The sequence below is a fragment of the Aeromonas sp. A04 genome (assembly GCF_047780465.1).
GTDB lineage: Bacteria > Pseudomonadota > Gammaproteobacteria > Enterobacterales > Aeromonadaceae > Aeromonas > Aeromonas bestiarum.
Genome location: NZ_JBLNHP010000004.1, coordinates 193,151 through 216,354 on the forward strand (window position 1 = coordinate 193,151; position 23,204 = coordinate 216,354).

Consider the following 23,204-nt stretch of genomic DNA (forward strand, 5'->3'; position numbering starts at 1 on the left):
CCGACCCGCATTTCAGGCGTACCCTCTGAGGGGGCGCCATAGCAAGAGAAAAACATATGAGTGATGCTATCGAGCTCAGTCTGTTGGATGAAGTAGAGCGCCAACCAGCTCCCGAACCGAAAGAGATAATCACATGAGTGATGCTATCGAGCTCAGTCTGGACGGGGTAGAGCGCCAGCCGATGCGCGCCTTTACCGAACAGGCTTACTTGAACTACTCCATGTACGTCATCATGGATCGGGCCCTGCCGCATATCGGCGATGGCCTCAAACCCGTGCAGCGGCGCATCATCTACGCCATGAGCGAGCTGGGTCTGTCCGCGCTCTCCAAGCACAAGAAATCCGCCCGTACCGTGGGTGACGTGCTGGGTAAGTACCATCCCCACGGCGACAGCGCCTGTTATGAAGCCATGGTGCTGATGGCCCAGCCCTTCTCCTATCGCTACCCGCTGGTGGATGGTCAGGGCAACTGGGGGGCGCCGGACGATCCCAAATCCTTCGCCGCCATGCGTTACACCGAGGCACGGCTGTCGCGCTTCTCCGAGCTGCTGCTTTCAGAGCTCGGCCAGGGCACAGTGGAGTGGACACCGAACTTCGACGGCACCATGAAAGAGCCGGTAGTGCTGCCCGCCCGCCTGCCCCACATACTGCTCAACGGCATCACAGGCATAGCCGTGGGCATGGCGACCGACATTCCGCCCCACAACGCGCGGGAAGTGGCCTACGCCTGTGCCGAGCTGCTTGACAACCCCAATGCGGGGCTGGATGCGCTGATGGCGCACATTCAGGGGCCGGACTACCCGACCAGTGCCGAGATCATCACGCCGCGCGATGATATCCGCAAAATCTACGAGACCGGCAAGGGCTCCATCAAGCAGCGGGCGGTCTGGAACGAGGAGGATGGCGACATCGTCATCACGGCGCTGCCCCATCAGGCCTCAGGCGCCAAGATCATGGAGCAGATCGCCGCCCAGATGGTGGCCAAGAAGCTGCCCATGGTCACCGATCTGCGCGATGAATCGGACCACGAGAACCCGACCCGTCTGGTGATCATCCCCCGCTCCAACCGGGTGGACATGGAGGCGCTGATGGCCCACCTGTTCGCCACCACGGATCTGGAGAAGAACTATCGCGTCAACCTCAACATACTGGGGCTGGACAACCGGCCGCAGGTGAAGACCCTCAAGATGATCCTCTCCGAGTGGATCACCTTCCGCCGCGAGACGGTGCGCCGTCGCCTGCAGTATCGCCTCGACAAGGTGCTGGCTCGCCTGCACATCCTCGAAGGCTTGCTGGTGGCCTACCTCAACATCGACGAGGTGATCGAGATCATCCGCACCGAGGATGAGCCGGGCAAGGTGATGGTGGAGCGCTTCAACATCAGCGAGACCCAGGCCGAGGCTATCCTCGAGCTCAAACTGCGCCACCTGGCCAAGCTGGAAGAGTTCAAGCTGCGCGCCGAGCAGGATGAACTGGCCATAGAGCGCGACAAGCTCGAACTGCTGCTGGGCTCGGAGCGCCGCCTCAACACATTGCTCAAGAAAGAGCTGTTGGCGGATGCCGAGAAGTACGGCGACGATCGCCGCACCCCGCTGGTGGAGCGCGCCAGCGCGGTAGCCTTGACCGAGAAAGAGCTGACCCCGAGCGAGCCGGTCACCGTCATCCTCTCGGGTGCAGGCTGGGTGCGGGCCGCCAAAGGCCACGACGTAGACGTGGCCGGCCTCTCCTACAAGGCGGGGGATGGCTATCTGGCCCACGCCTGCGGCCGCAGCAACCAGCAGGCGGTGTTCCTCTCCACCCTGGGACGCACCTATGCGCTGGAGGCTCACACGCTGCCATCGGCCCGCAGTCAGGGCGAGCCGCTCACCGGCCGCTTTGCGCTGGGCGCAGGCGAAGAGGTACGCCATCTGGTGATGGGCAACGAAGGGGAACCCTATCTCATCTGCTCCGACGCCGGTTACGGCTTCGTCTGCACCTATGACGATCTCATCGGCAAGAACAAGAACGGCAAGGCGCTGCTGACGGTGCCGGAAGGTGGCCTGGTGATGGCTCCCCAGAAGATTGGCTCGCCAGAAACCGATCTCTGCATGGCCATCTCCAACGAGGGGCGCATGCTGTTGTTCCCGCTCAATACCCTGCCGGTGCTCGGCAAGGGCAAGGGCAACAAGCTCATCAGCATTCCGTCGGCGCGGGTCAAGGCGCGGGAAGAGTTTATGGTGATGGCCGCCATTATTCCGCAGGGGCAATATGTCACCCTGTTTGCCGGCAAGCGCAAGCTGACTCTCAAGCCATCTGACCTTGACTACTACCGTGGCGAGCGCGGCCGCCGTGGCGCCAAGCTGCCCCGTGGTTTGCAGCGGGTCGATCGCATCGAGATTGAACCCGCAGCTGGTGCAGAGCCGGTCGCGGAGGAAAGTCAGGAAGGGTAGTCAACGGATCTATACAAGATGGGAGCGAATTATTCGCTCCCATTTTTTTTGTTAAAAATGACTCCTCATGGCGATAGTGGTAGCGTGTCGTCCCAATGTCGATTGGATCAGAAAGGATATCTGATGAGGTTTTTTTTCCGTTATTTTTTACTTTGTGCAATATGTACGTGCAGTGCCTTGTCATCCTTCGTCGTATCGGCTGAATATACAGGGTTTAAGCGTCTCATAGTGACAGATCCTGTAGGCGGAAAGCCGATGGATGCCGTATATTTCTATCCCGGTGTGGCTGCAGAAAACACACCAACTACGATAGGCCCTTATCAAATAGCGGCAAGAAAGGCGCTGGATATAGTACCAGGCCGCTATCCAGTCATAGTGATCTCACATGGCAACGCCGGTAGTTTGTGGAGTCATCATGACCTTGCCACAACTCTGGTTCGGCAGGGAAATATTGTTGTTACCCTCACTCACCCTGGTGACAACTACAAGGATCAGACTGGGGCGGGGGCCATTAGTGCATGGTATGGCCGCCCATTACAAATTTCTGCCGCCATTACAGCAGTAACTAATAATACAGAACTAGCTGCATATGTTGATGCAGATAAAATAGCGTTTATTGGCTTCTCTGCCGGTGGTGCAACAGGATTGCTTTTAAGAGGAGGGGAGATTGATTCGGGACGCTATGAAAATTATTGTCGTAAATATGAAATGAAAGCCATATGCTCGACCAAAGGGAAAATCATAAATGATCAGCCTGGTTTAGTTGTCCTCCCAGACTCGAGAATAAAAGCATGGATTTTCATGGCTCCGGTGAGCATAGCATTTTCTCCCCACTCACTAAAAAGAGTGATTGAACCTACCCTTATTTTTACTGGTGATCAGGATGAAGAGCTTTCTTGGGAGGAAAACTCGATAGAGCTGACCAAAGTGTTGGCTGCTGAAAATGAATTTCAGGTAATACACAATGCCGGTCATTTTGTTTTTCTCTCACCGTGCTCTGCTCAATTAAATAAAATGGCTCCGGCTATTTGTAATGATGCGCGAGGAATAAACAGAGAGCATATACATGCGGTAATTAACGGTAAGATTTCTGAATTTCTCAGCCGAGTGTGGCTTAAATTGAAATGACAACGTGTCTGATGGCAAAGCGTAATCAGCGTTCGAAAACGATAGCAGCCTGATTTTGGTATCTTGAGAAGTCAACGCAATCTGTTGAGGCTTTATCGGATTTAGTTACTGATAATTCATAATGTTTTTCCTTATAAAATCAATAAATACGCGTGTTTTAGCCGGTAGATATTGACGGTTTGCATAAACAGCAAACAACTGCAATGGGGCGGCAGGTAACTCAAGTTCAATTTCGACTAAGCTGCCATCATCAATAAACGCTTGGCAAGATACCTTGGCTAGAATGGCAAACCCGACACCGGCGATCGCGGCTTTTAGCGCCAGTTCACCACTATTGACCCGGTAGTGTTCATTGACTTGGATGGTGGCAAATTCAGCGCTGGGACGAGTGAACTGCCAAGGCATGCCCTTCAGGGCGCTCACCGTAGTGATGCAGGGTAGATCTTTTAGCTGCGCCGTGTGGTTGGGAAGCCCACACCGCTGAATAAGAGAAGGGGAGCCAACAACGGTACAGGGAATGGTGGTCAGATGGCTGGCAATATAATCGCTGTCATCCAGCTTGCCTCTGTGAATGATGATTGCCATGTCCAGATCCTCTCTTAAGGATTCAAGTCCGGACAGATTGGTAATACAGCTGATCTTTATTTCTGGATGTTGACAGGCAAAGTCAGCAATGGCCGTACCGAGCAGCCTGGGGCCGGCTTCATTGGGAATGCATAGGCGCAGTGGCCCTTTCAGCTGAATCTGTTGTGATGTCAATTCAGCCTCGGTTTGCTCCAGTGACTCCAGCAATGGTTTCACCCTGGTATAGAGCAGTTGCCCCGCCTGTGTGAGCTTCATATGGCGGGTAGTGCGTTCAATCAGTTGAAGGTTCAAGGCTTCTTCCAATTGAGAGATACTGCGGCTCACATTTGACGTGGGGATTTGAAGGGTTTTAGATGCACCGACAAAACTGCCTTGTTCAACCACGGCAATAAATATCCTTGATGAAGTAAAGTCCAAGCCTGTGCGCATCGATTATCCCTAATATGATAACAGTCTGTGCCATTCTAAAGGATAAAAATAAATGATGGTAGTGGGTATGCTGTCTGCCTCTAAAAATTGAGCATGAATGCTATGATGTCAGATCAAAAAAGGGTAGGTAAGAAACCTCATTTTAATAGTGCTGTGATGGATGCTGGTAGCGTCTGGCTGGCGGCCTTTATCCAATTGGTGAGTACACTGGACTTCATGATGATTATGCCGCTTGGGCCTGATTTATCTCGTGCGCTCGATATCAGTCCAACCTATATAGGATATTTGGGGGGAGGATATGCACTGGTCGCCGCATTATCATCTCTATTATGTGCCAGATATATAGACCGATTTGATAGAAAACACATTGCATTGATCTCATTGCTGGGCGTCACGCTATCCACCTGGGCGTGCGCTTTAGCATGGAATATGGAAAGTTTGTTCTTTACCCGTTTGCTGGCAGGCATATTTGCCGGTCCGGCAACGTCGATAGCGATGACGATAGTCGTGGATGCCACGCCAGTACCACAACGTGGTCGAGCGATGGCGATAGTGATGGGGGCCTTCTCGTTATCAGCCATTGCCGGTGTCCCGTTGGGACTGGAGCTGGCCATGTTGAAAGGGTGGAGTGCACCTTTTTATGTCGTTGGTGGATTGGGATTGTGCGTCAGTGTGGCGGTATCTATGAGGCTGCCGAATATGACCTCCCACTTGGGGCAAGACCGGAAGGTTTTTTCATCCATTGAAATGTTGAAACGACCTGTAGTGTGGAATGCTTTTATGGCAATCGGGTTGGCAATTTTTAGTACCTTCCTCATTGTCCCGAACATGGCAACCTATTTTCAGTTCAATCTCGGTGTGCCTCGCGGCGATATGAGTCAGTACTATGTCATGGGCGGCGTTTTCAGCTTGCTCACGATGCAGTTGGGTGGCTATTTGATTGACCGTTTTGGCGCAATGCGCATCACTATGTGGGTGGGGGGATTGATTATCGCCATTGTTTGGGATGGTTTCTTGGGTTCCCCCTTGTTGCCGACCATGACCATTTTTACCTTGTTCATGGTAGTGACGTCGACGCGGACGATCACGGCTGCTGCTGTTAATAGTCAGGTCGCAGAGCCCGGGGAACGAGCAGGGTTCATGTCATTGCAGAATGTCTTCCAACACATATTCAGCGGTTCAGCCGCCGTAGTCTCTTCGATGATGCTAACTGATGTCGATGGTCACCTGGGCAATATGGCTACCGTGGCTTGGTTGACCATGGCGCTGACGCTTGTTCAACCCATTTTTCTATATCAGCTGCTTAAACGTTTATGTGTGGTGAGCGATTAGCGTCATGTTTTATTAATGACGAGGTGGCAGGGTCGCAGGTTTGATTGGCGAGGCGTGAGCAGATGATCGCGAAAACCGGCTACTGCAATGTTATTGGTGGTGCCTTTTTTGCCCTCCCTCATCCCCAACCCTTCTCCCCTTGTTTATGACAAAGAGTGGGAGAAGGGGGCGCTGCTCGCAGCTATATCGGATGACGGTGGCATTAGGGGGGGCTTGGTGATGCGTGAAGGCTGCAAGGGACCGGGCTGGCAGATATGTCCTCTCTCCCCTTGGGAGAGGGCCAGGGTGAGGGGAGCTAGCTGGTCGGGTGTAGCAACCAAGCGGCATCACACTGCTGACCCCTCAGTTATTGAAATTCCACTTGATGGGCAGCTCAAGGTCGAAGACAAGCGCATCTCCTTCGAGGCTAAAGGGCAGGCTGGTCTGGTGCTGCTCATATTCGTTGACGATCAGGCAGCACTCGAAGAAGTTGGATTCGTAGCTGAGGTGGGCCAGGCCATGGGCGCCGTCTTGAGCGAGCTCGATGCGCAGCACCCGGGGCGGATGTTCCTGGCTGAGGTTGACCGCGGGATTGCCCTCATCGACCAGCCGCTCCAGCAGGGGGAAGAAGTCTTGTTTGTGGGCCGTTATGGCCTGGGTGATGGCTTGCTCGAGCTCGCTCTGGCTGGCGAAGGGGCCGCCGAGGGGGTAGCGGGTCTGGATCCTTTCCTGAGTCATGGGGTTTCCTCCTGAACTGAGATGTGGCAACAGTTTGGCCGCTGCAGCGACCTGTAACCCGGAATCTGCGACCAGCGTGTTTTATCGCAAATTGTCGATGGCGCATCACGCAATAGGGGAGTCCTGGTCCTGATAGATGAAGCAATCCGTAAAATCGAAATCATGCCGATGTTTATAAAATATCAGGCGGGGATCCGGCCATTTTTCACCAGCGCCCGGCGGATGTTCTTGCACATCTTGCCAAAACGGTAGAGCTCATCGAAGGTGGGCGGGATGCCGCGGTTGATCTGATATTGCCAGTAGCTGAGATCCGTATCCACCAGCTCCATCAGCTTCTTGGGGCAGCCGATACAGGTGTTGTCCGGCCCGCATTTGAAGGTGTCCGGTTGATAGAGCGGGAATTCTTGCTTCACGGCATCGATGATCTGCTGCATCGCTGTGATGCGGTCGGGTTTTCTGCTCACGCCTGGCCCCTGCTGCCTGTAGGAAGGATGCATTATATCCCTGTCAAAAACGGGGCCAATTAGGCTAACGAGGTAGTCCGGCCAGGATGTCCGCCGGCCAGATACCACAACGCCCGGCGGGCCGGGCGTTGTGGTGCGACTGAGCGGACGGCGAAAACGCCCCCTAGAAGTCGTGGTAGAGCGGCCAGCCGAGCAGGGGGTGCTTGAGACCGGCGCGCATCTCGACGTTGTCGAGCTTCTCCGGCGAGGCGCTCTCTTGTTGCAGCAGCTGGTACTGGCGTACAAAGCCCAGGGTATGCAGCAGGTTGGCGACAAACCCCTTGCTGAGTTCCTGACGCAGACCGGCGATCAGCTCGCTTGGCAGCTCCGCCAGCAGCAGTTCCAGCTGGGCAGCCAGATAGTCGGTGTCGTACCAGGCTTCCTGCAGCACTATGTCTCGTGCCAGACGGCGTTTGAGATCCTGCTTCACCTTCAAGGGGGCCGCGCCGCTGCCATTGCCGCAGAGGATGCGATAGAGCAGGGCCTCGGCCAGCTTGTCTTCCATGGTGGGGTGGTCGTTCTCGCAGGCGAAGAAGTGCTGATCGATCAGGCTCATCAGGCGGGCCTTGTTGTGCTCCACCAGCGCCTTCTCGTACTCCTGCCAGCCTTGCCACTCTTCCACGTCCGGCGGGCTGGAGATCTTGTCCAAGAGCCGCGCATCCACGTCGCCATAGAGGCTGTTGCCACCGGGCTGCTTGGCGCTGACCGAGATCAGCATGGACCAGCCCTTCTGGAACGGCTTGATGGGCCCCTCTGGCGCCTGCAGCAGGGCAAGTGCCTTGGCCGTATCCCGTTGCGACAGCTCCAGCAGCCCCAGGCTGACCACGCCGATCACGTCGTGGGCGGCCTGCTCCAGCAGGTGCATCTTGTACTTGTTGTAGTACTTGTCGGCGAACTTCAGGCTCATCAGCACCGCCTTGCCCTTGATCTGGCCAAGCTGTTGATCGCTCAAGTGTTCGCTCTCGCGGCCAAAGCGCAGCACCTGGGTAAGAAAGGGGCCCTGATTGACATCGCGTATGGCTAGTTGCATGACGGGGCTCCTCAATCCAGGAAGCTGAACATGTCGTCGACTTCGGCGTACTCGTCGGAGGCGTCGTTCTTCTCTTTGGCCTGCATCACCAGCTCGCTGGCGAACTTGCTGATGATCCCCTCCCAGGAGGAGTGCTCATTGCGCAGCAGTGCCTTGATGGCTTTCTCCACGTCCGGGGTCAGCTCGCGGATCAGCATCAAGAGGCTGCGCGGGTCATCCAGCGGGTAGTCGTGGGCATTTTCACTCTGCTGGCGGTCGCTGTAGGAGAGCGCCTCTTCCAGGTCTTCCTCTTCGGCGTGCAGCGTGTCGTGGAAGCCCTCGTCATCCTCGAAGCGCTCACCGCGATAGAACTCGATGAAGGGGATGGCGAGGTAGAAGAGACCGGCCGGATCCTCGGCGATGCACTCCAGGATCTCCGCCTGCTTGGCGTCGCTGTCCTGGGTGCGGATCAGGTAGTTGAGGAAGTCGAAGGTGTGCTGCTGCAGCTCTTCGGCGTTGTTCTTGATCGCCTCTTCCCAGTAGAGGGGCTGCTGGCAGACGATGTCGCGGATCCGCTCCGGGGTCATCAGCTCGGAGATGATGGACGGGAACGACATGTCGTGCTGGCCGTTGATCTGGGTCAGGGTGACGATATCAATCTGTTCAATGACTTCGGCCAACTGGTCGTCGGACATTGTCTTGGCGATCAGCTCGAACTTTTCGCTGGCCTGTTTCGGCTCGATCACGGCCAGCTCTTTGATCTCGATGGCGGTAATTTCTATCAGACTGTGCATGCTTTGCCTCAAGTTAGAAACGTACTTCGTCGTACATGTCTTGATCGCCGTCGTCGTCACCATCACCGTTGTAGTCGGCGTCAGCGTTTTCCCCGTCTTCATCTTCGTCGTCACGCAGCTCGTAGTCGTCATCGGCACGGCGGCCACCGCGCGGCAGCGGGTTGTCGAGCTGGAACAGCACGGCGCAGGCTTCGATCAGCTGATCTTCGCTCTGGGCCCGCACCGCTTTCACCAGCGGCAGGTCGGCATTGTTGAACGCCACCGACACCTTGAACTCGTCCCATGAGGGTTGTACGCCGCTGCCGAGCCACTTGATCCACTCGGGTTTGGCCTTGGCCGGGAACTGCACCCGGCCATAGAGGGCCAGCGGCAGGTACTCGGGCATGAACTCCAGCATGCTCATGTCGGCCAGCAGCAGTGTCTTCATCTTGCCGGTGAACTGCTCAAGTGCCTTGGGCTGGTCCTGATCCCGGTAGGATTCGATGTTCTCGCTGGCATCACTCATCAGCGCTTTGATCCGCGCCTGGTCCCATTTTTTCTGCATAGCGCCTCAGGGGTAGAATTGGTCCCACATCTCCTGCATGGCAGAAGCGGGATCGGTCACGATGACGTTGTTGAAATCCTTGATGAAAGCGGCCCGCTGTTTCGGGTCTGACAGCACTTCATAGGCCTGCTTTACCTGGTGCAGCTTGATGGCTGCCAGCTCTCGCTCTTCTTCGCTCGCCCCTAACAGCTTATCGGGGTGGTACTGGTTAGACAGCCGGCGATAGGCTTTTTTGATGTCATTTTCGTTGGCGTTGGACTTGACGCCCAGCACCCGAAAGTAGTTGTTCATGGCAGATCCTGCATCACTGGCATCTTGGAATTCACACTGCGGGCGCCTGATGGTGGAGCTTGAGAAACCAGGCACGGCAAAAACCCGTCATTTTAACGGAAACAGGCCAGCTCCGCCATGAATAGGAGGCGATATGGCAAGCAAGTTGCCAATAGCGAAAAAGCTCCAATCGCTGCCATTTTGGCAACAAGAGGGCGGGGCATGTGTGATGGCGGTTGAAAAAACGCCCGGCAGGCCGGGCGTTGTCGGTTATTGGAGGTGGGCCCAGGCCAGACGCAGTTTCAGCCCCAGACTCGAACTCCAGCCTGTGGTGGTACTCACCACCTTGCCGTCCTTGACGATGAGGAAGCTGGGGGTGACGCTCACCTGCCAACGGGCGGCGAGATCCCCTCGCTCATCGTTATGGGTCGGGAAGGTCAGCCCCTTCTTGCCCATCCCCTTGCTCAACTGCTGGGCGTTGCCGGAGCGCAGTGCCACCGTCAGCACGTTTTCACCGTCCTGCCAGAGCTGCTCCACCGTCGGTGTGGTGAAGCGGCAGACGGCACACCAGCTGGCCCAGTAGTAGACCAGCAGCGGGCTGTCCCGGCTCATGGCCTGCAGGTCGGCGGTGGTGCCATCTTGCAGGGTGAGCCTGGGCAGCGGGCCGTCTTCTGGCAGCGCCGGGCTGCGCCAGAGGTCCAGCGCCGTCGAGATGACCACGCCAAACAGCAGCAGCCAGAGCGCCTCCTTGCCCCAGCGCCGCCAGCGGGGCTGGGTGGTGATAGTCTCTGTCATGGTTTATCCCTGCTTGGCCAGTTCGGCCTTGACGATTTGCTCCAGCTCTTCATAGGGCACGGTACCGGAGACCAGCTGGTTGCCGATCAAGGTGGCCGGTGTGCCCTGCACGCCGAGCAAGGTGCCGATGCGCAGGCTGTTGCGCAGCTCCTCGGTGGCCTTGGCCGCAGGCTTGAGGGCCAGGTTGTCGGTGGCCGCCAGCGCCTTGTTGATGTCCGCCTCGGTCAGCATGCCCTGCTTGCTCATCAGCTTGTCGTGCAGGGTGAGGAAGCGGGCGGGATCCTGCTGCCACAGGGTCAGGCTGTACTGGGCCGCCTTGGCGGAGCTCTGTCCCTTGAACGGCAGCAGCTTGATCACCAGCCCGACATCATTTGGATAGGCCTTCAGCAACCTGGCCAGATGAGGGTCGAACTGCTTGCAGTAGGGGCAGTTGTAGTCGGTGAAGGACACCAGGGTCAGCTTGGGGTTCTTGGCACCCAGGCGCGGGCTGGTGGGACTGTTGAACAGTACATCCTGATTGCCCTTGATGAAGTCGCCAAGCTGGCTGGCCTGATCTGCCGCGTTCTGCTTCTCCCAGGATTCGGCCGCCTCGTCGAGGATCTTGGGGTTGGCCACCAGGGTTTCGCGGATCAGCTCCTTGATGCGGGCCTCCTGCTCCGGGGTGAAGGGAGCTGCGTGCAGGGCCGGGGCCAGCAGGGCGGCAGAGAGGGAGGCCAGCAGGGTCAGGGTGCGCAGGGTCGGTTTCATTTAGTGTCTCCTTGAGAAGTGGCAATGCCTGCTTGCGCCAGGGTGGCAAGCAGGGTCGGGCGGTCCAGCAGGGGCGAGAGGATCTCGCCACCCTGCAGGCCGGGCCCGTAGATCTGGTTGAAGGGAATGGCCACGCTGCCGCGCTGACGCAAGAAGTCGGCGATGCTGGCAGAGGGGCGGCTCCAGTCCCCGCGCAGGGCCACCACATCGGGGGCGCTCAGCGCTTTTTGTACGTCATCTCGCAGCAGTACATTGAATTTGTTGGCTTTGCAGGTAATGCACCAGTCGGCGGTGACATCGACAAAGACCCGCTTGTTCTGCGCCAGCGCGTCCTGAATGGCTTGCTCCGAGAGCGGCTGCCAGTTGACGCCGTCCCGCTGGGGCTTGCCCTCCATGGTGAAGGCGCCGCCCAGCAGCAGGGCCCCGCCCAGTAGACAGGTGAGAGCCAGCCCCAGGGTCACGCCCCGCATGCCATGGCGCCACACCACGGCCAACAGCAGGGCGGCCAGCATCAGCGCCATCAGGATCAGCATCCAGAATTGGCCGACATGGTTGCCGAGCAGGCTGAGCAGCCAGAGGCTGGAGCCCAGCATCATCAGGCCGAGCAGGATGCGCAGGCGCCCCATCCAGCGGCCCGGTTTCGGCAGCCAGAGCGCGAGACGGGGGAAGGCGGCTATCAGCAGCCAGGGCAGGCTCATGCCGAGGCCAAGCGCGGTGAAGATGAGCCAGAGCTGACCGAGCGGGGCCCCGAGCGCAAAGGCGACCGCTGTGCCGAGGAAGGGGGCCGAGCAGGGGGTGGCCAGCAGGGTGGCAAAACACCCCTGCAGGAAGTGACCGCCCAGGCTGTTGCCGCCCGTGGTGGCGAGGCGGGTATTGAGGTTGCTCGGCAGCCTTAGCTCGAACAGCCCCAGCAGGTTGGCGCAGAACAGCGCCGTCACCACCACCATGAAGCCGATAAACCAGACGCTCTGGAACTGGATGCCCCAGCCGACGGCCCCCTGGGTTGCACGCAGCAGCGTGCTCATCAGTGCCAGCGCCCAGAAGGAGACCAGGATGCCGGCGCTGGCCGCCAGGAATTGCAAACGAACCGGGCGGCGCTCACGGGTTTCCAGCTGCAGTACCGACCCCAGCTTGAGTGCCAGCACCGGCAGCACGCAGGGCATCAGGTTGAGGATAAGGCCACCCAGCAGGGCAGCGCCCAGCAGCCAGAGCAGCGAGTGGCCTTGACTCGGCAGGGTCAGCGGCTCACCTATCTGGAACTCGCTCTGCCAGGCCTGTTCACCGTTGGCCAGTACAAACCCGAGTTGCTGGCGACGTATGTCGGGCGCATCGCCCTGCCAGCCATCGCTGACCGGAATGCGGGCGACCAGGGTGTTGCCTTGCACCTCCAGCTCGGGTTTGCCAAATTCGGCGCCCTCCAGCCGCTGGAGGAAAACCTGCGGATCCTGCCAGCCCTGCGGGTTGTCGGCGGTCAGCTGCAACTGGTTTTGCCGGTAGCCAGCCTTGAGGGTGACGGTGCCAGGCATGGCTTGTGGCAGCTTGCTCATTGCCTGGGCGTAGGCAAAGTCGAACCCTTCCGGCGCAGTGCCATCCAGCGCCAGGGTAAAGGGGTAGTCGGTCAGTATGCAGACGTTGCTGCAGGTTGAAAGGCGCAGCGTGCCCGTCAGCGCCTCGCTGCTGCTGTGGGCAAGCGTGATGGGGAGGCTGACGGTCTTCTGATAGCCCTGGGTCGAGATGCCACTGACGTCAAATCGCTCCGGCACGGGCCAATGCCACTGCTGGGTGGCTTGAGGGGCATCCCAGAATATTTCAGGGGCTATGCCGCCTTCCCCCGGGTTCTGCCAATAGGTCTTCCAGCCGGACTCGAGCGCCAGGCTGAGCAGCACGCGAGTTTGGACGGGATCGCTGGCGTCGGCTTGCAGCCGCACTTTTGCGTGATCGTTCTGGGGGCTGACAAGCCAGCCGGTATCGCTGGCCAATCCCATGGATTGCCACAGCAGGCCGCCCATCAACAGGGCAGTCTTGATCATGTTTGACATGTTTTTGTCTCTTGAAAATGGAAGTCAGGGTGGTGTAAACCGCGACTAACTCATTCTCGCCAGACACATAAAGTGAGGTGAAGCCGCCGTTCAGGCGGAGATATGTTGCGAGGGGGAGGCAAGGCGGGTGAGCGGCGCGACAGTGGCGCCAGCAAGGCAATCACGAAGGCGATGGCAAAGAAGATCTGTTCGACGCAGAGCAGGCTGGCGGCACTGAGCCACTTGCCATTGAGCTGGCAACTGCTCGGCTGAGGCGTCGCTGGCTGTGCATCCTCGGCATCGGCGCTGGAAGAGGGGAGGAGCTGTACCTGGCAACTGAGGGCCTGATCGAGCTGAGCCAGCCGGGCCAGCGGCTGGGCCGCGCAGTTGAGCACCAGAATGCAGACCAGCAGCAGGAGTCTTGTCGCCACGCGTTGTCGCAAAATCATGCTCGCCCTACCCTGTTGAATGGTGCATATCCTATCGATCAATAATGACAGGAGCAAGTCAGCAGGATTCGATGCGACCATATGCAACATCGGGGTGGTCGGTTCTGTTTGGCGAACGCTTGTTCGCTAAAAGGGGGACCAGTATACTGCGCCGAGTTAAAATCCGAGGTGTTCGATGCTCAAACTTGCCCGTGTGCTGCTGCTTACCCTGCTGCTCGTTTTCTGGTTCGTGTTTGGTCTGTTGCTCTGTCTGGTGCGTCCGCGTCATCCCAACAACGTCTTTGTCTTCGCCCGCATGTACCATGCGATCTGCCCGCTGCTCGGCCTCAAGGTCAAGGTCATCATACCGGACGAGGTCAAGTCGGTCGGCCCGGCGGTATACGTCTGCAACCACCAGAGCAATTTCGACATCTTCACTGTGACAGGTGCCGTCATGCCCGGCGTGGTGGCGGTGGGCAAGAAGAGCCTGCTGTGGCTGCCCTTCTTCGGCCTCCTCTTCTGGCTCTCAGGCAACGTGCTGATCGACCGCTCCAACCGCTCCCGTGCCATCGGCACCATAGGCCAGGTGGTGGATCGCATCAAGCATCACGGCACCTCCATCTGGATGTTCCCGGAAGGGACCCGCTCCAAGGGGCGCGGCCTGCTGCCGTTCAAGGCCGGTGCCTTCCACACCGCCGTGCAGGCCGAGGTACCCGTGGTGCCCATCGTCTGCTCCAGCTACTTCGGCCAGATCGATCTGAACCGCTGGGATAATGGCGAGGTGTTGCTGGAAGTCATGGCACCTGTCTGCAGCAAGGAGCACGGCGCCGCCGGCATTCGCGAGCTGTCTGACAACTGCCGTGCCCGGATGGAAGCCAAGCTGGTCGAGCTGGACAGCAAGCTGGGTCGCCATCAGGCCGCCTGAGTCTGAACGAAAGATGACATAGAGGGAGCCGCTGGCTCCCTTTTTAATTGGTGAAAATCGCTACTTTATTGGTGTTTTTCACCATTTTATTCGCCTTGAATATCTGCCGCTAATCCCCATCTATCTGTAAAACAACAATAAATTATCTTGGCATGGCTCTTGTAATGCTATGGGAAGAGATAGCCATCCCCATGAACAAGGAACCAGACCATGAGCGTATTTAGCCGCCTGACCGACGTGATCAATGCCAACCTGCACAGCCTGCTCGACAAGAGCGAAGAGCCGGAGAAGATGCTGCGCCTGATGATCGAGGAGATGGAGCAGGTCCAGGTCGAGATGAGAACCCAGGCCGCCCGCGTCATCGCCGAGCAGAAACAGCTGGAACGTCACCAGCAGGCGCTGCAACACCAGATCCTGGAGTGGTCGGCCAAGGCCGAGCTCGCCATCCAGAAGGGGCGTGAGGATCTGGCCCGTGCCGCCCTCACCGAGAAGCTGGCCGAGGCCAAAAAATGCGACCAGTTGGAGCAGGACAAGGCCCGGGTGGCCGAGGTGCTGGCCCAGCTCACCGCCGACAGCGAGCGGCTGGCCGCCAAGCTGACCGAAGCGCGCGAGAAGCAGAAGCTGCTGACCCTGCGCGAGCAGACCGCCCACAGCCGCATCCGTGCCCGCGCCCAGGTCGACAACCAGCGCATGCACGAGCTGATGGCCCGTTTCGACGGTTTTCAGGGTCGGGTCGATCAGCTGGAAGCCCAGCTGGAGGCGGCGACTCTGGGGCAGAATCCCTCGCTGGAGGCCCAGTTCCGCGAGCTGGAGCTGAACGACGAGATTGAGCGCGAACTGGCCCGGCTGAAGGGTCAGAAGGTGGAGGCATAAAGATGACGCCCTGGCCGAAGGACCTTGCCCATCGCAAGTTGACCGGGGTCTGCGCCGGCATCGCCAACGTGCTGGGGCTCTCCAGGGTGACGGTACGGATAGTGGCGCTGATCGCCCTGATCCTGATGCCGCCACTGACCCTGGCCGCCTATCTGCTGGCGGTGCTGATCATGCCGCCCCGTCGTGAATTGAAGCGCTGGCTGGACTGACCCCAGGGTCATTCAGCCGGCAAGAGAAGCCTGTGAGGAGCAGAACATGCTGGAATTTATCGTCTTGATGCTGGTGTTGGTGGCCATGGCGCTGGCGGGGTTTACCGTGCTGGCCATGCTGCTGGTGAGCGGCCTCTTCGTGCTGTTTGGGGCCCTGGCCGGCATGTTCGCTCTGATCATCAAGCTGGCGCCCTGGTTGCTGGTGCTGCTGGTGGTGTGCTGGCTCATCAGCAACCGGCGCAAGCAATCCAATACCTACCGTTAAGCCTCCCTGCTATCGGATCCTGCCTTGGCCACTGCTCGCAGTGGCCTTTTTTGTGGTCTCTTCATCGCCTGCTCGACAGCCGCCAGCCAGGGCTGGCTCCAGTCGGCCCAGCCATCCGGCTCCCGCACCAGGCGCTCCTTGAAGGCCTTGCTCTGCTGCTTGAGGCGGTATTCGAGTCGCAGCGCCGCCCCCTTGTCACCCACCATCTGCTGCCAGACCAGCGTGAGCGGTCCCTTGCCGCGCAGGGCGCGGGATCCCTTGCCGCTCTGATGCTGGCGCAACCGCCTTATCGGATCCGTGCTGATCCCCGTATAGAGCAGGCCGGTCGCGGTGCGTACCAGATAGAGGGACCACTGGCTGGTTGGGGGTGAGCTGGTCGGTTCTGTGTCCATCGCTGCTTTTCTCATTCGATCTGTCTGTGCCAAACTCAAAAGCAGTCCAAGGAGGTGCGATGCGAGTCTGGTTCTGGTTGTGGTGCCTGTTGTCGGTCCCGGTTCTGGGGGAGACGATCCGTGTTTATGATTACCATCAGCATCCCCCTTTCATGACAGGGGAGAAGACGGGGCTGAGCCGGGATCTGGTCAAGTATCTCAATGAAAGGCTCGGCGGAGAACCCAGGCTTGAGCTCTGGCTGGTCAATCGGGCCAGATTGGCGCTGGAGATGTCGGATCCTGGCTTCGACGGTCTGGTGGCCTGGGTCAATCCTGCCTGGGTGGGGGATCCCCAGCGCGAGCGCTATCTGTGGACCTTTCCCATCATGCGTGACACCAACGAGCTCATCTCCAGTGCGGCCAGACCCGTCACCTATCGCGGCCCGGATTCCCTCAAGGGGCTGATCTTCGGTGGCATAGAGGGCTATCGCTATCAGGGGATCGATGATGCTGTGGCCCGGGGCGAGCTGGTGCGCCACGATGCCAAGAAGGTCAAAACCAATTTCAGCCTGTTGATGCGGGGCCGCATCGATGTGACGCTAGTGCCGGGCTCGGCGCTCTCCTTCTTCATTCATGATGCCTATGAGGGCAAGCTGTTCGTCTCGCCCTTTCCCCAATCCAGCTATACCCGCCACCTCTTGCTGCCGAGATCCCGCAGTGAGCTGCATGCCCGGCTGAACGACATCGCCGAGCAGATGGACCAGGATCCCGCGTGGCACGCCATCCTGGAATCCTATCGTGGCAGACCCTGAGCAGGGTTGCCGGCCCCGCGCCTGAGTTTGTGCAGCGGCAGCAGGCTCACCAGCAGACCCGCCCAGACGAAGGCAAATCCCACCGACTTCACCGGATCCGCCGTCTCGCCAAACCAGAAGAGGGCGAGCAGGAAGGCGAGGCTGGGTTCTATATATTGCAGCAACCCCACTGTGCTCATGCGGGTGCGCGCCACGGCGTAGCAGAACAGGCCCACCGGCAGCAGGGTGGCGGGGGCGCTGCCCATTAGCAGCAACCGATCGGCCCAGTCACCGGCCATGAACTGGCTCATGCCGCTCAGGGCCAGAGCGCCGATGATCAGCAAAGCGACCGGCAGCTGGACCAGGGCCTCGAGATAGAGGCTGACGCCGGCGTCGTAGTGCACCTTCTTCTTGAGCAGGCCGTAGAAGGCGAAGTTGGCTCCCATGATGAGGGAGAACCAGGGCAGCTGGCCGTAGGAGAACAGCATGTAGGCCAGCCCCGCCAGCGCCAGGGCGACCGCCAGATGCTTTTGCGGGGTGAGCCGCTCCTTGAGGAAGAGCACGGCGAACACGATATTGAACAGCGGCGTCATGAAGAAGGCGAGGCTGGTGGCCAGCACCTGCCCCGTGGTCAGACACCAGGTGAACATGCACCAGCTGATGGACATGACGGGGCCCGCCAGCAGTATGAGGCCGAGTTGGCGGGGTTCACTGCGCAGGCGCGCCCAGGGCACCCGGTAGCCGAGCAGGGCGAAGAGGGTGCCCAGCAGTACCGCCGACCAGAGGACGCGATGGGAGAGCAGCTCCCACATGTTGACCTCCGGCATGAACTGGTAATAGAGGGGCAGCATGCCCCACAGCACGAATGAGAGGGCCGCGCTGCCGGTGCCCATCCAGTTCTTCATCTCTCTCCGTTTATTAAATTAAACATTTGTGGTCGCATGATAAGTACCCGCTGACGCTTTCACAAGCAGGATGGAGGGGGAAATTCTGTTACTATCGGGCCCATGAACCGACTCGATACGCTGTTTGAACAGATCCGGGCCTGCCGGTTATGCGAGGCTCATTTGCCACTTGGGCCACGCCCGGTGATCCGTGGCGCCGAAAGCGCCCGCTTGCTGATCATCGGCCAGGCGCCCGGTACCCGCGTTCATGCCAGCGGCATCCCCTGGGATGACCCCTCCGGCGATCGGCTGCGTCACTGGCTCGGCGTGGATAAAACGACCTTCTACGACGAGTCCCGCATCGCCATCATGCCGATGGGGCTCTGCTACCCCGGCAAGGGCAAGTCGGGGGATCTGCCACCCAGACCCGAATGTGCGCCCACCTGGCACGACAAGGTGTTGATGCTGCTGCCCAATATCGAGCTGACCCTGCTCATCGGCCAGTATTCCCAACAGTACTATCTGGGCAAGGCCAGCAAAGGCTCGCTCACCGAGACGGTGCGCAGCTGGGCCGACTATGGTCCCGCCTGGCTGCCGTTGCCGCACCCGTCCCCGCGCAACACCTTCTGGCTCAAGAAGAATCCCTGGTTCGAGCAGGATGTGCTCCCCCATCTGCAGCAGAGGGTAGCCCCCTTGCTGGTGCGACCCTAATACTGGCCTCTGCGTCAGACCGCAGGTTCCGTCAGTGGTTTGGGTTTGCTGCGGGCCATGGCAAGCAGCGGGATTATGATGCACAGGCAGCCCAGCAGCAGCGGCAGACCCGGCTGCTCGTCAAACAGCCAGACCCCGATGGCGACCGCCATCAAGAGCCCCGTGTATTCCGCCGAGGCGATCTTGCTCGCCTCCGCCTTGCGATAGGCCACCACGCACAGCCCGGCATAGACCATGATCAGCGCCGATGAACCGAAGGCGGGCCACCACATCTGCCACTGCCAGTCTCCCCCTTCCCACCAGGCCAGCGCCAGTATGAAGGGCATGCTCAGCACGTTGGTGAAGAACAGGGTCTGTGCTATGGGCTGCTTGAGCGGGATCCGCTTGATCAGCAAGTTGTTGAGCGCCATGGAGAGCGCCACCCCGAGCGCCGCCAGCGCGGCCCAGTTCACCTCGGTCGGCCGCAGCACGATCAGTACCCCGATAAAACCGATGAGCGCGGTCAGCACCTTCTGGCGGGAGATGGCTTCCCCCGCCATCCATACCGCCAGCGGCACCATCATCAGCGGGGCAGCATAGAAGAGGGCGTTGGCGGTGGCGAGCGGCAAGCGGGTGAGGGCAATGACCATCAGGCAGACGCCTACCGCCCAGATGTGGGCCCGCAGCAGATGCCACTTGAGCGCCACCGGCGGGTTGCGACGCCAGGACCAGAGCAACCAGGGCATCAGCAAGAGGGCGGCGGAGAGCTGACGGAAGAAGACAAACTGGAACACCGGCTGGCTTGGCTCCAGCACCTTGACCAGCGCATCGGAAAAGACCGCCACCATGTTGCCCAGCACCAGATAGAGGATTCCGATCCCGACTGCATTCATATCACCTCCCATATCAGATGAGGGCAGGGTAGCGCGGGGTCAGTTATCCAGTAAAATGATAAAAAATCACCATCTATGAGAATTTTGGATAATGAAGCTGCCTCCCCTGCGCGCCGTTCAATATTTCGAAGCGGTCGCCCGCCTGCTCAGCTTTTCCCGTGCGGCCCTCGAGCTGAACGTCAGCCAGAGTGCGGTCAGCCACCAGATCCGCCTGCTGGAAGATTTTCTGGGTGAGCGTTTGCTGCTGCGCCAGGGGCGGCTGTTGTCACTGACCGCCCAGGGGGAGGTTTACTTCGAAGGCATAGCGGCCGGGCTCGGCCAGATCGCCCAGAGCAGCGAGCAGCTGCGCGGCGGTGGCGAGATGCGGCTGCGGCTCGCGGTCTACAGCTCGTTCGCGGTGAAGTGGCTGATCCCGCGTTTGGCGGGGTTGCGTCAGCTCTATCCCGAGCTGGATTTGAGCCTGGAGATGGTGGCGGAAGATCCCGAGCTCTCCGATCGGGTGGCTGACTGTTTCATCACAGTCTCGCCCCACGGCCGAGGTTATTGCCACGATCTCATCTACCGGGAGCGGCTGTTCCCGGTCTGCAGTAGGCGGCTGCTGCAACAGCTGGAGGGGGAGTGGCCACAGGCCATCTGGCAACTGCCGCTCTTGTCGGTGCAGTCCATCTACAAGGCGCGGGGGGAGGATTGGCAGCGCTGGGCCAAGGCGGGCGGCCTGGTCATTCCGGACGAGGCGCGGATGCACCACTTCAGTCATGTGCTGCTGGCGATGGAGGCGGCGGCCTGGGATCAGGGGGTGGCGTTTGTGAACGACTACATGCTGCGGCCGGATGATCCCCAGCTGGTGGCCTTGCCGGTACACCAGCTGGAGACGGGGGATGCCTTCTACTTTACCTGCAAGCGCTCCCGGGCCCATGAGCCCGCCATCAGCCGGTTGCGTCAATGGCTGATGATGGAGACGCGCCAGAGCATGGCACTATAACCGCTTGGGCTATCAGGCTTTCTTGAACTGGCTCAGGATAAACAGGCTGGTGGCACAGACCACCACGGAAGGGCCAGCCGGCGTGTCTTGATACCAGGAGAGGCTGAGCCCGCCCAATACCGCCAGACAGCCGATCAGCGCGGCAAAGCCGGCCATCTGCTCCGGCGTCTGGCTGAAGCGGCGTGCGGTGGCGGCCGGAATGATCAGCAAGGAGGTGATGATCAGCGCGCCGACAAACTTCATGGCCACGGCGATCACCAGCCCGATCAGCAGCATCAGCACGCAGCGCAGCACATCGACCCGGATCCCTTCCACCCGTGCCAGCTCTTCCGAGATGGTCATGGAGAGCAGGGGATCCCACAGGCGCCACAGGGTGAGCAGCACCAGAGCGCCGCCGCCGTAGATCCAGAGCAGATCCACCGGTTGGACCGAGAGCAGGTCACCGAACAGGTAGGCCATCAGATCCACCCGCACGTTATCCATAAAACTCAAGGTGACCAGGCCGAGCGACAGGGCGCTGTGGGCCAGGATGCCGAGCAGGGTATCGGTCGCCACCTGCTGGTTGCGGCTCATGATCACCAGCAGCATGGCCATGGCGAGGCAGCAGACCACCACCGCCAGGGTGAGATCCACCTGCAGCAGTATGCCGAGTGCTATGCCGAACAGGCAGGCGTGGGAGAGGGTGTCGCCAAAATAGGCCATCTTGCGCCACACCACGAAGCTGCCGAGGGGCCCGGCCAGCAGGGCTATGCCGAGGCCGGCCGCGAGGGCATATAACAGAAAGCTGTCCACTTGAATGTCCTTAGCTGCGCTTATTGATTGCGAGACGGCAGGCGGATGACGGGGGCCTGCTCATCGTGATGATGGTGTTCGCCGTCGCAGTGATGATGGTGGGTATAGACCGCCAGCACCTCCTGCTCGGGGCGCCCGAACAGGCGGGCAAATTCGGGGTGGCGTGCCACGCTTTCCGGCTCGCCGTGACAGCAGACGTGACGATTGAGGCAGATCACCTCATGGGTGCTGGCCATCACCAGGTGCAGGTCGTGGGAGACCATCAGCACGGCGCAGTTGAACTCGGCCGCCAGCTTGCTGATGAGGGCATAGAGCTCGATCTGACCGTTGATGTCCACCCCCTGCACAGGCTCGTCGAGCACCAGCAGCTCGGGCTTGACCAGCAGGGCGCGGGCCAGCAGCACGCGCTGCATCTCGCCGCCGGAGAGCTTCTGCATCCGGTTGTCCAGCAGCCCCTGGGCGCCAACCCGGTTGAGCGCCTCCTCGATGGAGAGACGGCCATTCTTGCCGAGCTGCAGGAAACGGCGCACAGTCAGCGGCAGGGTGGGATCCAGATAGAGGCGTTGCGGCACATAGCCGACCCGCAGATCGCGACGGCGCAGGATCTCGCCGGTATCCGGGGTGAGCAGGCCCAGCACCAGCTTGCTCAGGGTGCTCTTGCCCGCCCCGTTGGGGCCGACCAGGGTAGTGATTTTGCCTTTATTCAGGGTAAAGGAGACCTTGTCGAGCACGAGTCGTCCGTCGAACGAAAGACAGACCTCTTTCAGCTCCACCAGTTGGGTCATGACAGCTCCGGGGTTTACAGCCTGTGAGAGTTATAATATAACAACAGCGTTGGTTTGTTATATTATCACACACTCACTTCCTGACGAGATCTCTATGCGAATTCTTACACTGATCACTGCCCTGCTGGCAGTGAGTCTGCCTGTCCGTGCCCTCGAGGTGCTGACCACCATCAAGCCCCTCGGCTTTATCGCGGCCGCGATCACCGATGGCGTGAGTGAACCCAAGGTGTTGCTGCCGACCGGTGCCTCTCCCCACGACTTCTCCCTGCGCCCCTCCGATATTCGCAGTATCCAGGATGCCGACCTGGTGGTATGGGTTGGTCCCGAGCTGGAAGGCTTCATGGCCAAGCCGCTGGCCAAGCATCCCCATGTGCTGACGCTTACCCGGGTTGAGGGGATGCCGCTGTTCGACTATGCCAAGCAGGAAGGGCACGAAGAGCATGCCGATGAGGGTCATGATCACGATGGACACGAGGGGCATCATCACGAAGGGGTGGATCCGCACATCTGGCTGGGGCCGACCCAGGCACTGGTCATCGCCAATGCGCTGAGCGAGACGCTGAGTGCCCAGGATCCCGCCAATGCCGAACGTTATCGCGCCAACCTGCTGGCCTTCAAGGCCAAGGTGGATGCCAAGGACAAGCTTATCGCCGACCAGATGAAGGCGGTGAACCAGAAGGGCTACTTCGTGTTCCACGAGGCTTATGGCTACTGGGAACGTCACTACGGCATGAGCTCCAAGGGGCACTTTACCGTGAGCCCGGAACGCCGTCCCGGCGCCAAGACGCTGGTGGAGATCCGCAAGGCGCTGCAGGAGAAACAGGCGAGCTGCATCTATGCCGAGCCGCAATTCTCCCCTGCTGTGATTGAGTCGGTGGCCCGCAACACAGGCGCCAAGGTATTGCTGCTGGACGAGGTGGGTGAACAGGTGCCGCTCGGACCGGATGGCTATCCCCAGTTCATGCAACAGCTGGCCGACGCCTTCGCCCAGTGCCGCTGAGCCACCCCTGGCTCATC

General features: G+C 59.6%; 27 protein-coding genes. 11 read left to right on the forward strand and 16 right to left on the reverse strand.

The genetic code is table 11. The features are described 5' to 3' along the window. Nucleotides 1–133: 133 nt before the first annotated feature. Nucleotides 134–2,428, forward strand: a complete 2,295-nt coding sequence (gene parC, locus ACM3N8_RS14450; RefSeq protein WP_290018536.1) for a DNA topoisomerase IV subunit A — start codon at nt 134–136, stop codon at nt 2,426–2,428. A 123-nt stretch (nt 2,429–2,551) separates the two neighbouring features. Beyond that, nucleotides 2,552–3,556 carry an alpha/beta hydrolase family protein gene (locus ACM3N8_RS14455; RefSeq protein WP_290018537.1) on the forward strand — a complete coding sequence of 335 codons (1,005 nt, stop codon included), beginning with the start codon at nt 2,552–2,554 and terminating at the stop codon, nt 3,554–3,556. Between the two features lie 105 nt (nt 3,557–3,661). Here the strand turns inward: ACM3N8_RS14455 and ACM3N8_RS14460 are convergent, their stop codons facing one another. Beyond that, nucleotides 3,662–4,570 carry a LysR family transcriptional regulator gene (locus tag ACM3N8_RS14460; RefSeq protein WP_290018538.1) on the reverse strand — a complete coding sequence of 303 codons (909 nt, stop codon included), beginning with the start codon at nt 4,568–4,570 and terminating at the stop codon, nt 3,662–3,664. Nucleotides 4,571–4,657: 87 nt separating this feature from the next. Here ACM3N8_RS14460 and ACM3N8_RS14465 point away from each other — a divergent pair, with 87 nt between their 5' ends. Next, complete coding sequence (locus ACM3N8_RS14465; RefSeq protein ID WP_416016248.1) at nt 4,658–5,902, forward strand: MFS transporter; 1,245 nt, start codon at nt 4,658–4,660, stop codon at nt 5,900–5,902. A 342-nt stretch (nt 5,903–6,244) separates the two neighbouring features. On the opposite strand, the gene ACM3N8_RS14470 is transcribed toward ACM3N8_RS14465, so the two are convergent. The 10 genes from ACM3N8_RS14470 to ACM3N8_RS14515 all read right to left on the reverse strand — a co-directional run bounded on the left by ACM3N8_RS14470 (nt 6,245) and on the right by ACM3N8_RS14515 (nt 13,748). Further along, nucleotides 6,245–6,619, reverse strand: coding sequence for a hypothetical protein (locus tag ACM3N8_RS14470; RefSeq protein WP_290018542.1), 375 nt, complete (start codon nt 6,617–6,619; stop codon nt 6,245–6,247). A gap of 182 nt (nt 6,620–6,801) precedes the next feature. Continuing rightward, nucleotides 6,802–7,053, reverse strand: coding sequence for a hypothetical protein (locus ACM3N8_RS14475; protein ID WP_277604567.1), 252 nt, complete (start codon nt 7,051–7,053; stop codon nt 6,802–6,804). Between the two features lie 193 nt (nt 7,054–7,246). Continuing rightward, complete coding sequence (atcC, locus tag ACM3N8_RS14480) at nt 7,247–8,152, reverse strand: cold adaptation protein AtcC (RefSeq protein WP_290018543.1); 906 nt, start codon at nt 8,150–8,152, stop codon at nt 7,247–7,249. Between the two features lie 11 nt (nt 8,153–8,163). Further along, the gene (gene atcB, locus ACM3N8_RS14485) at nt 8,164–8,925 is read right to left on the reverse strand and encodes a cold adaptation protein AtcB (protein WP_290018544.1); all 762 of its coding nucleotides are present in this window, start codon (nt 8,923–8,925) and stop codon (nt 8,164–8,166) included. A gap of 13 nt (nt 8,926–8,938) precedes the next feature. Further along, complete coding sequence (gene atcA, locus ACM3N8_RS14490) at nt 8,939–9,469, reverse strand: cold adaptation protein AtcA (protein ID WP_103472164.1); 531 nt, start codon at nt 9,467–9,469, stop codon at nt 8,939–8,941. 6 nt (nt 9,470–9,475) lie between these two features. After that, nucleotides 9,476–9,760, reverse strand: a complete 285-nt coding sequence (locus ACM3N8_RS14495; protein WP_096119877.1) for a J domain-containing protein — start codon at nt 9,758–9,760, stop codon at nt 9,476–9,478. A 249-nt stretch (nt 9,761–10,009) separates the two neighbouring features. Beyond that, nucleotides 10,010–10,534: a protein disulfide oxidoreductase gene (locus ACM3N8_RS14500; protein ID WP_290018545.1), complete on the reverse strand. Its 525-nt coding sequence runs from the start codon at nt 10,532–10,534 to the stop codon at nt 10,010–10,012. Between the two features lie 3 nt (nt 10,535–10,537). Continuing rightward, nucleotides 10,538–11,281, reverse strand: coding sequence for a DsbA family protein (locus ACM3N8_RS14505; protein WP_290018546.1), 744 nt, complete (start codon nt 11,279–11,281; stop codon nt 10,538–10,540). After that, nucleotides 11,278–13,320, reverse strand: coding sequence for a protein-disulfide reductase DsbD family protein (locus ACM3N8_RS14510; protein ID WP_290018547.1), 2,043 nt, complete (start codon nt 13,318–13,320; stop codon nt 11,278–11,280). Before ACM3N8_RS14510 ends, ACM3N8_RS14505 begins: the two co-directional genes overlap by 4 nt. 50 nt (nt 13,321–13,370) lie before the next feature. Beyond that, nucleotides 13,371–13,748, reverse strand: coding sequence for a hypothetical protein (locus ACM3N8_RS14515; RefSeq protein ID WP_290018548.1), 378 nt, complete (start codon nt 13,746–13,748; stop codon nt 13,371–13,373). A gap of 175 nt (nt 13,749–13,923) precedes the next feature. Between ACM3N8_RS14515 and ACM3N8_RS14520 the strand changes: the two genes are divergently transcribed. The 4 genes from ACM3N8_RS14520 to pspG all read left to right on the forward strand — a co-directional run bounded on the left by ACM3N8_RS14520 (nt 13,924) and on the right by pspG (nt 15,999). Beyond that, entirely contained in the window at nt 13,924–14,652 is a 729-nt protein-coding gene (locus ACM3N8_RS14520) for a 1-acylglycerol-3-phosphate O-acyltransferase (RefSeq protein WP_043554460.1), read from the forward strand. Between the two features lie 210 nt (nt 14,653–14,862). Beyond that, a complete protein-coding gene (gene pspA / locus ACM3N8_RS14525; protein WP_290018550.1) occupies nt 14,863–15,525 on the forward strand; it encodes a phage shock protein PspA in 663 nt (220 codons plus the stop codon). A gap of 2 nt (nt 15,526–15,527) precedes the next feature. Beyond that, nucleotides 15,528–15,734, forward strand: a complete 207-nt coding sequence (locus tag ACM3N8_RS14530) for a PspC domain-containing protein (protein WP_290018551.1) — start codon at nt 15,528–15,530, stop codon at nt 15,732–15,734. A 46-nt stretch (nt 15,735–15,780) separates the two neighbouring features. Then, the gene (gene pspG / locus ACM3N8_RS14535; protein WP_043140399.1) at nt 15,781–15,999 is read left to right on the forward strand and encodes an envelope stress response protein PspG; all 219 of its coding nucleotides are present in this window, start codon (nt 15,781–15,783) and stop codon (nt 15,997–15,999) included. Here the strand turns inward: pspG and ACM3N8_RS14540 are convergent. Further along, complete coding sequence (locus ACM3N8_RS14540; protein WP_043554462.1) at nt 15,996–16,406, reverse strand: GIY-YIG nuclease family protein; 411 nt, start codon at nt 16,404–16,406, stop codon at nt 15,996–15,998. The two genes, pspG and ACM3N8_RS14540, sit on opposite strands and share 4 nt — an antisense overlap. A 44-nt stretch (nt 16,407–16,450) precedes the next feature. Here ACM3N8_RS14540 and ACM3N8_RS14545 point away from each other — a divergent pair, with 44 nt between their 5' ends. Continuing rightward, a complete protein-coding gene (locus ACM3N8_RS14545) occupies nt 16,451–17,182 on the forward strand; it encodes a substrate-binding periplasmic protein (RefSeq protein ID WP_290018554.1) in 732 nt (243 codons plus the stop codon). Here the strand turns inward: ACM3N8_RS14545 and rarD are convergent. Next, a complete protein-coding gene (gene rarD / locus ACM3N8_RS14550; protein ID WP_043554465.1) occupies nt 17,164–18,066 on the reverse strand; it encodes an EamA family transporter RarD in 903 nt (300 codons plus the stop codon). The two genes, ACM3N8_RS14545 and rarD, sit on opposite strands and share 19 nt — an antisense overlap. Before the next feature lie 102 nt (nt 18,067–18,168). On the opposite strand from rarD, the gene ACM3N8_RS14555 reads away from it, so the two are divergent. After that, on the forward strand, nt 18,169–18,756 hold the full coding sequence (locus ACM3N8_RS14555) for a uracil-DNA glycosylase family protein (protein WP_043140392.1): 588 nt from the start codon (nt 18,169–18,171) through the stop codon (nt 18,754–18,756). A 14-nt stretch (nt 18,757–18,770) separates the two neighbouring features. Here ACM3N8_RS14555 and ACM3N8_RS14560 read toward each other — a convergent pair whose 3' ends face one another. Further along, on the reverse strand, nt 18,771–19,628 hold the full coding sequence (locus tag ACM3N8_RS14560) for a DMT family transporter (protein ID WP_043140389.1): 858 nt from the start codon (nt 19,626–19,628) through the stop codon (nt 18,771–18,773). A 91-nt stretch (nt 19,629–19,719) separates the two neighbouring features. On the opposite strand from ACM3N8_RS14560, the gene ACM3N8_RS14565 reads away from it, so the two are divergent. Then, nucleotides 19,720–20,610 (forward strand): LysR substrate-binding domain-containing protein, encoded by an 891-nt coding sequence (locus tag ACM3N8_RS14565; RefSeq protein ID WP_043140387.1) that lies wholly within the window; start codon nt 19,720–19,722, stop codon nt 20,608–20,610. A gap of 12 nt (nt 20,611–20,622) precedes the next feature. On the opposite strand, the gene znuB is transcribed toward ACM3N8_RS14565, so the two are convergent. After that, a complete protein-coding gene (znuB, locus tag ACM3N8_RS14570; protein ID WP_098982118.1) occupies nt 20,623–21,402 on the reverse strand; it encodes a zinc ABC transporter permease subunit ZnuB in 780 nt (259 codons plus the stop codon). 20 nt (nt 21,403–21,422) lie between these two features. Next, nucleotides 21,423–22,187 carry a zinc ABC transporter ATP-binding protein ZnuC gene (gene znuC, locus ACM3N8_RS14575; RefSeq protein WP_042868263.1) on the reverse strand — a complete coding sequence of 255 codons (765 nt, stop codon included), beginning with the start codon at nt 22,185–22,187 and terminating at the stop codon, nt 21,423–21,425. Between the two features lie 94 nt (nt 22,188–22,281). Between znuC and znuA the strand changes: the two genes are divergently transcribed. Then, nucleotides 22,282–23,187 carry a zinc ABC transporter substrate-binding protein ZnuA gene (gene znuA / locus ACM3N8_RS14580; protein WP_290018555.1) on the forward strand — a complete coding sequence of 302 codons (906 nt, stop codon included), beginning with the start codon at nt 22,282–22,284 and terminating at the stop codon, nt 23,185–23,187. The last annotated feature ends 17 nt before the right edge of the window (nt 23,188–23,204 follow it).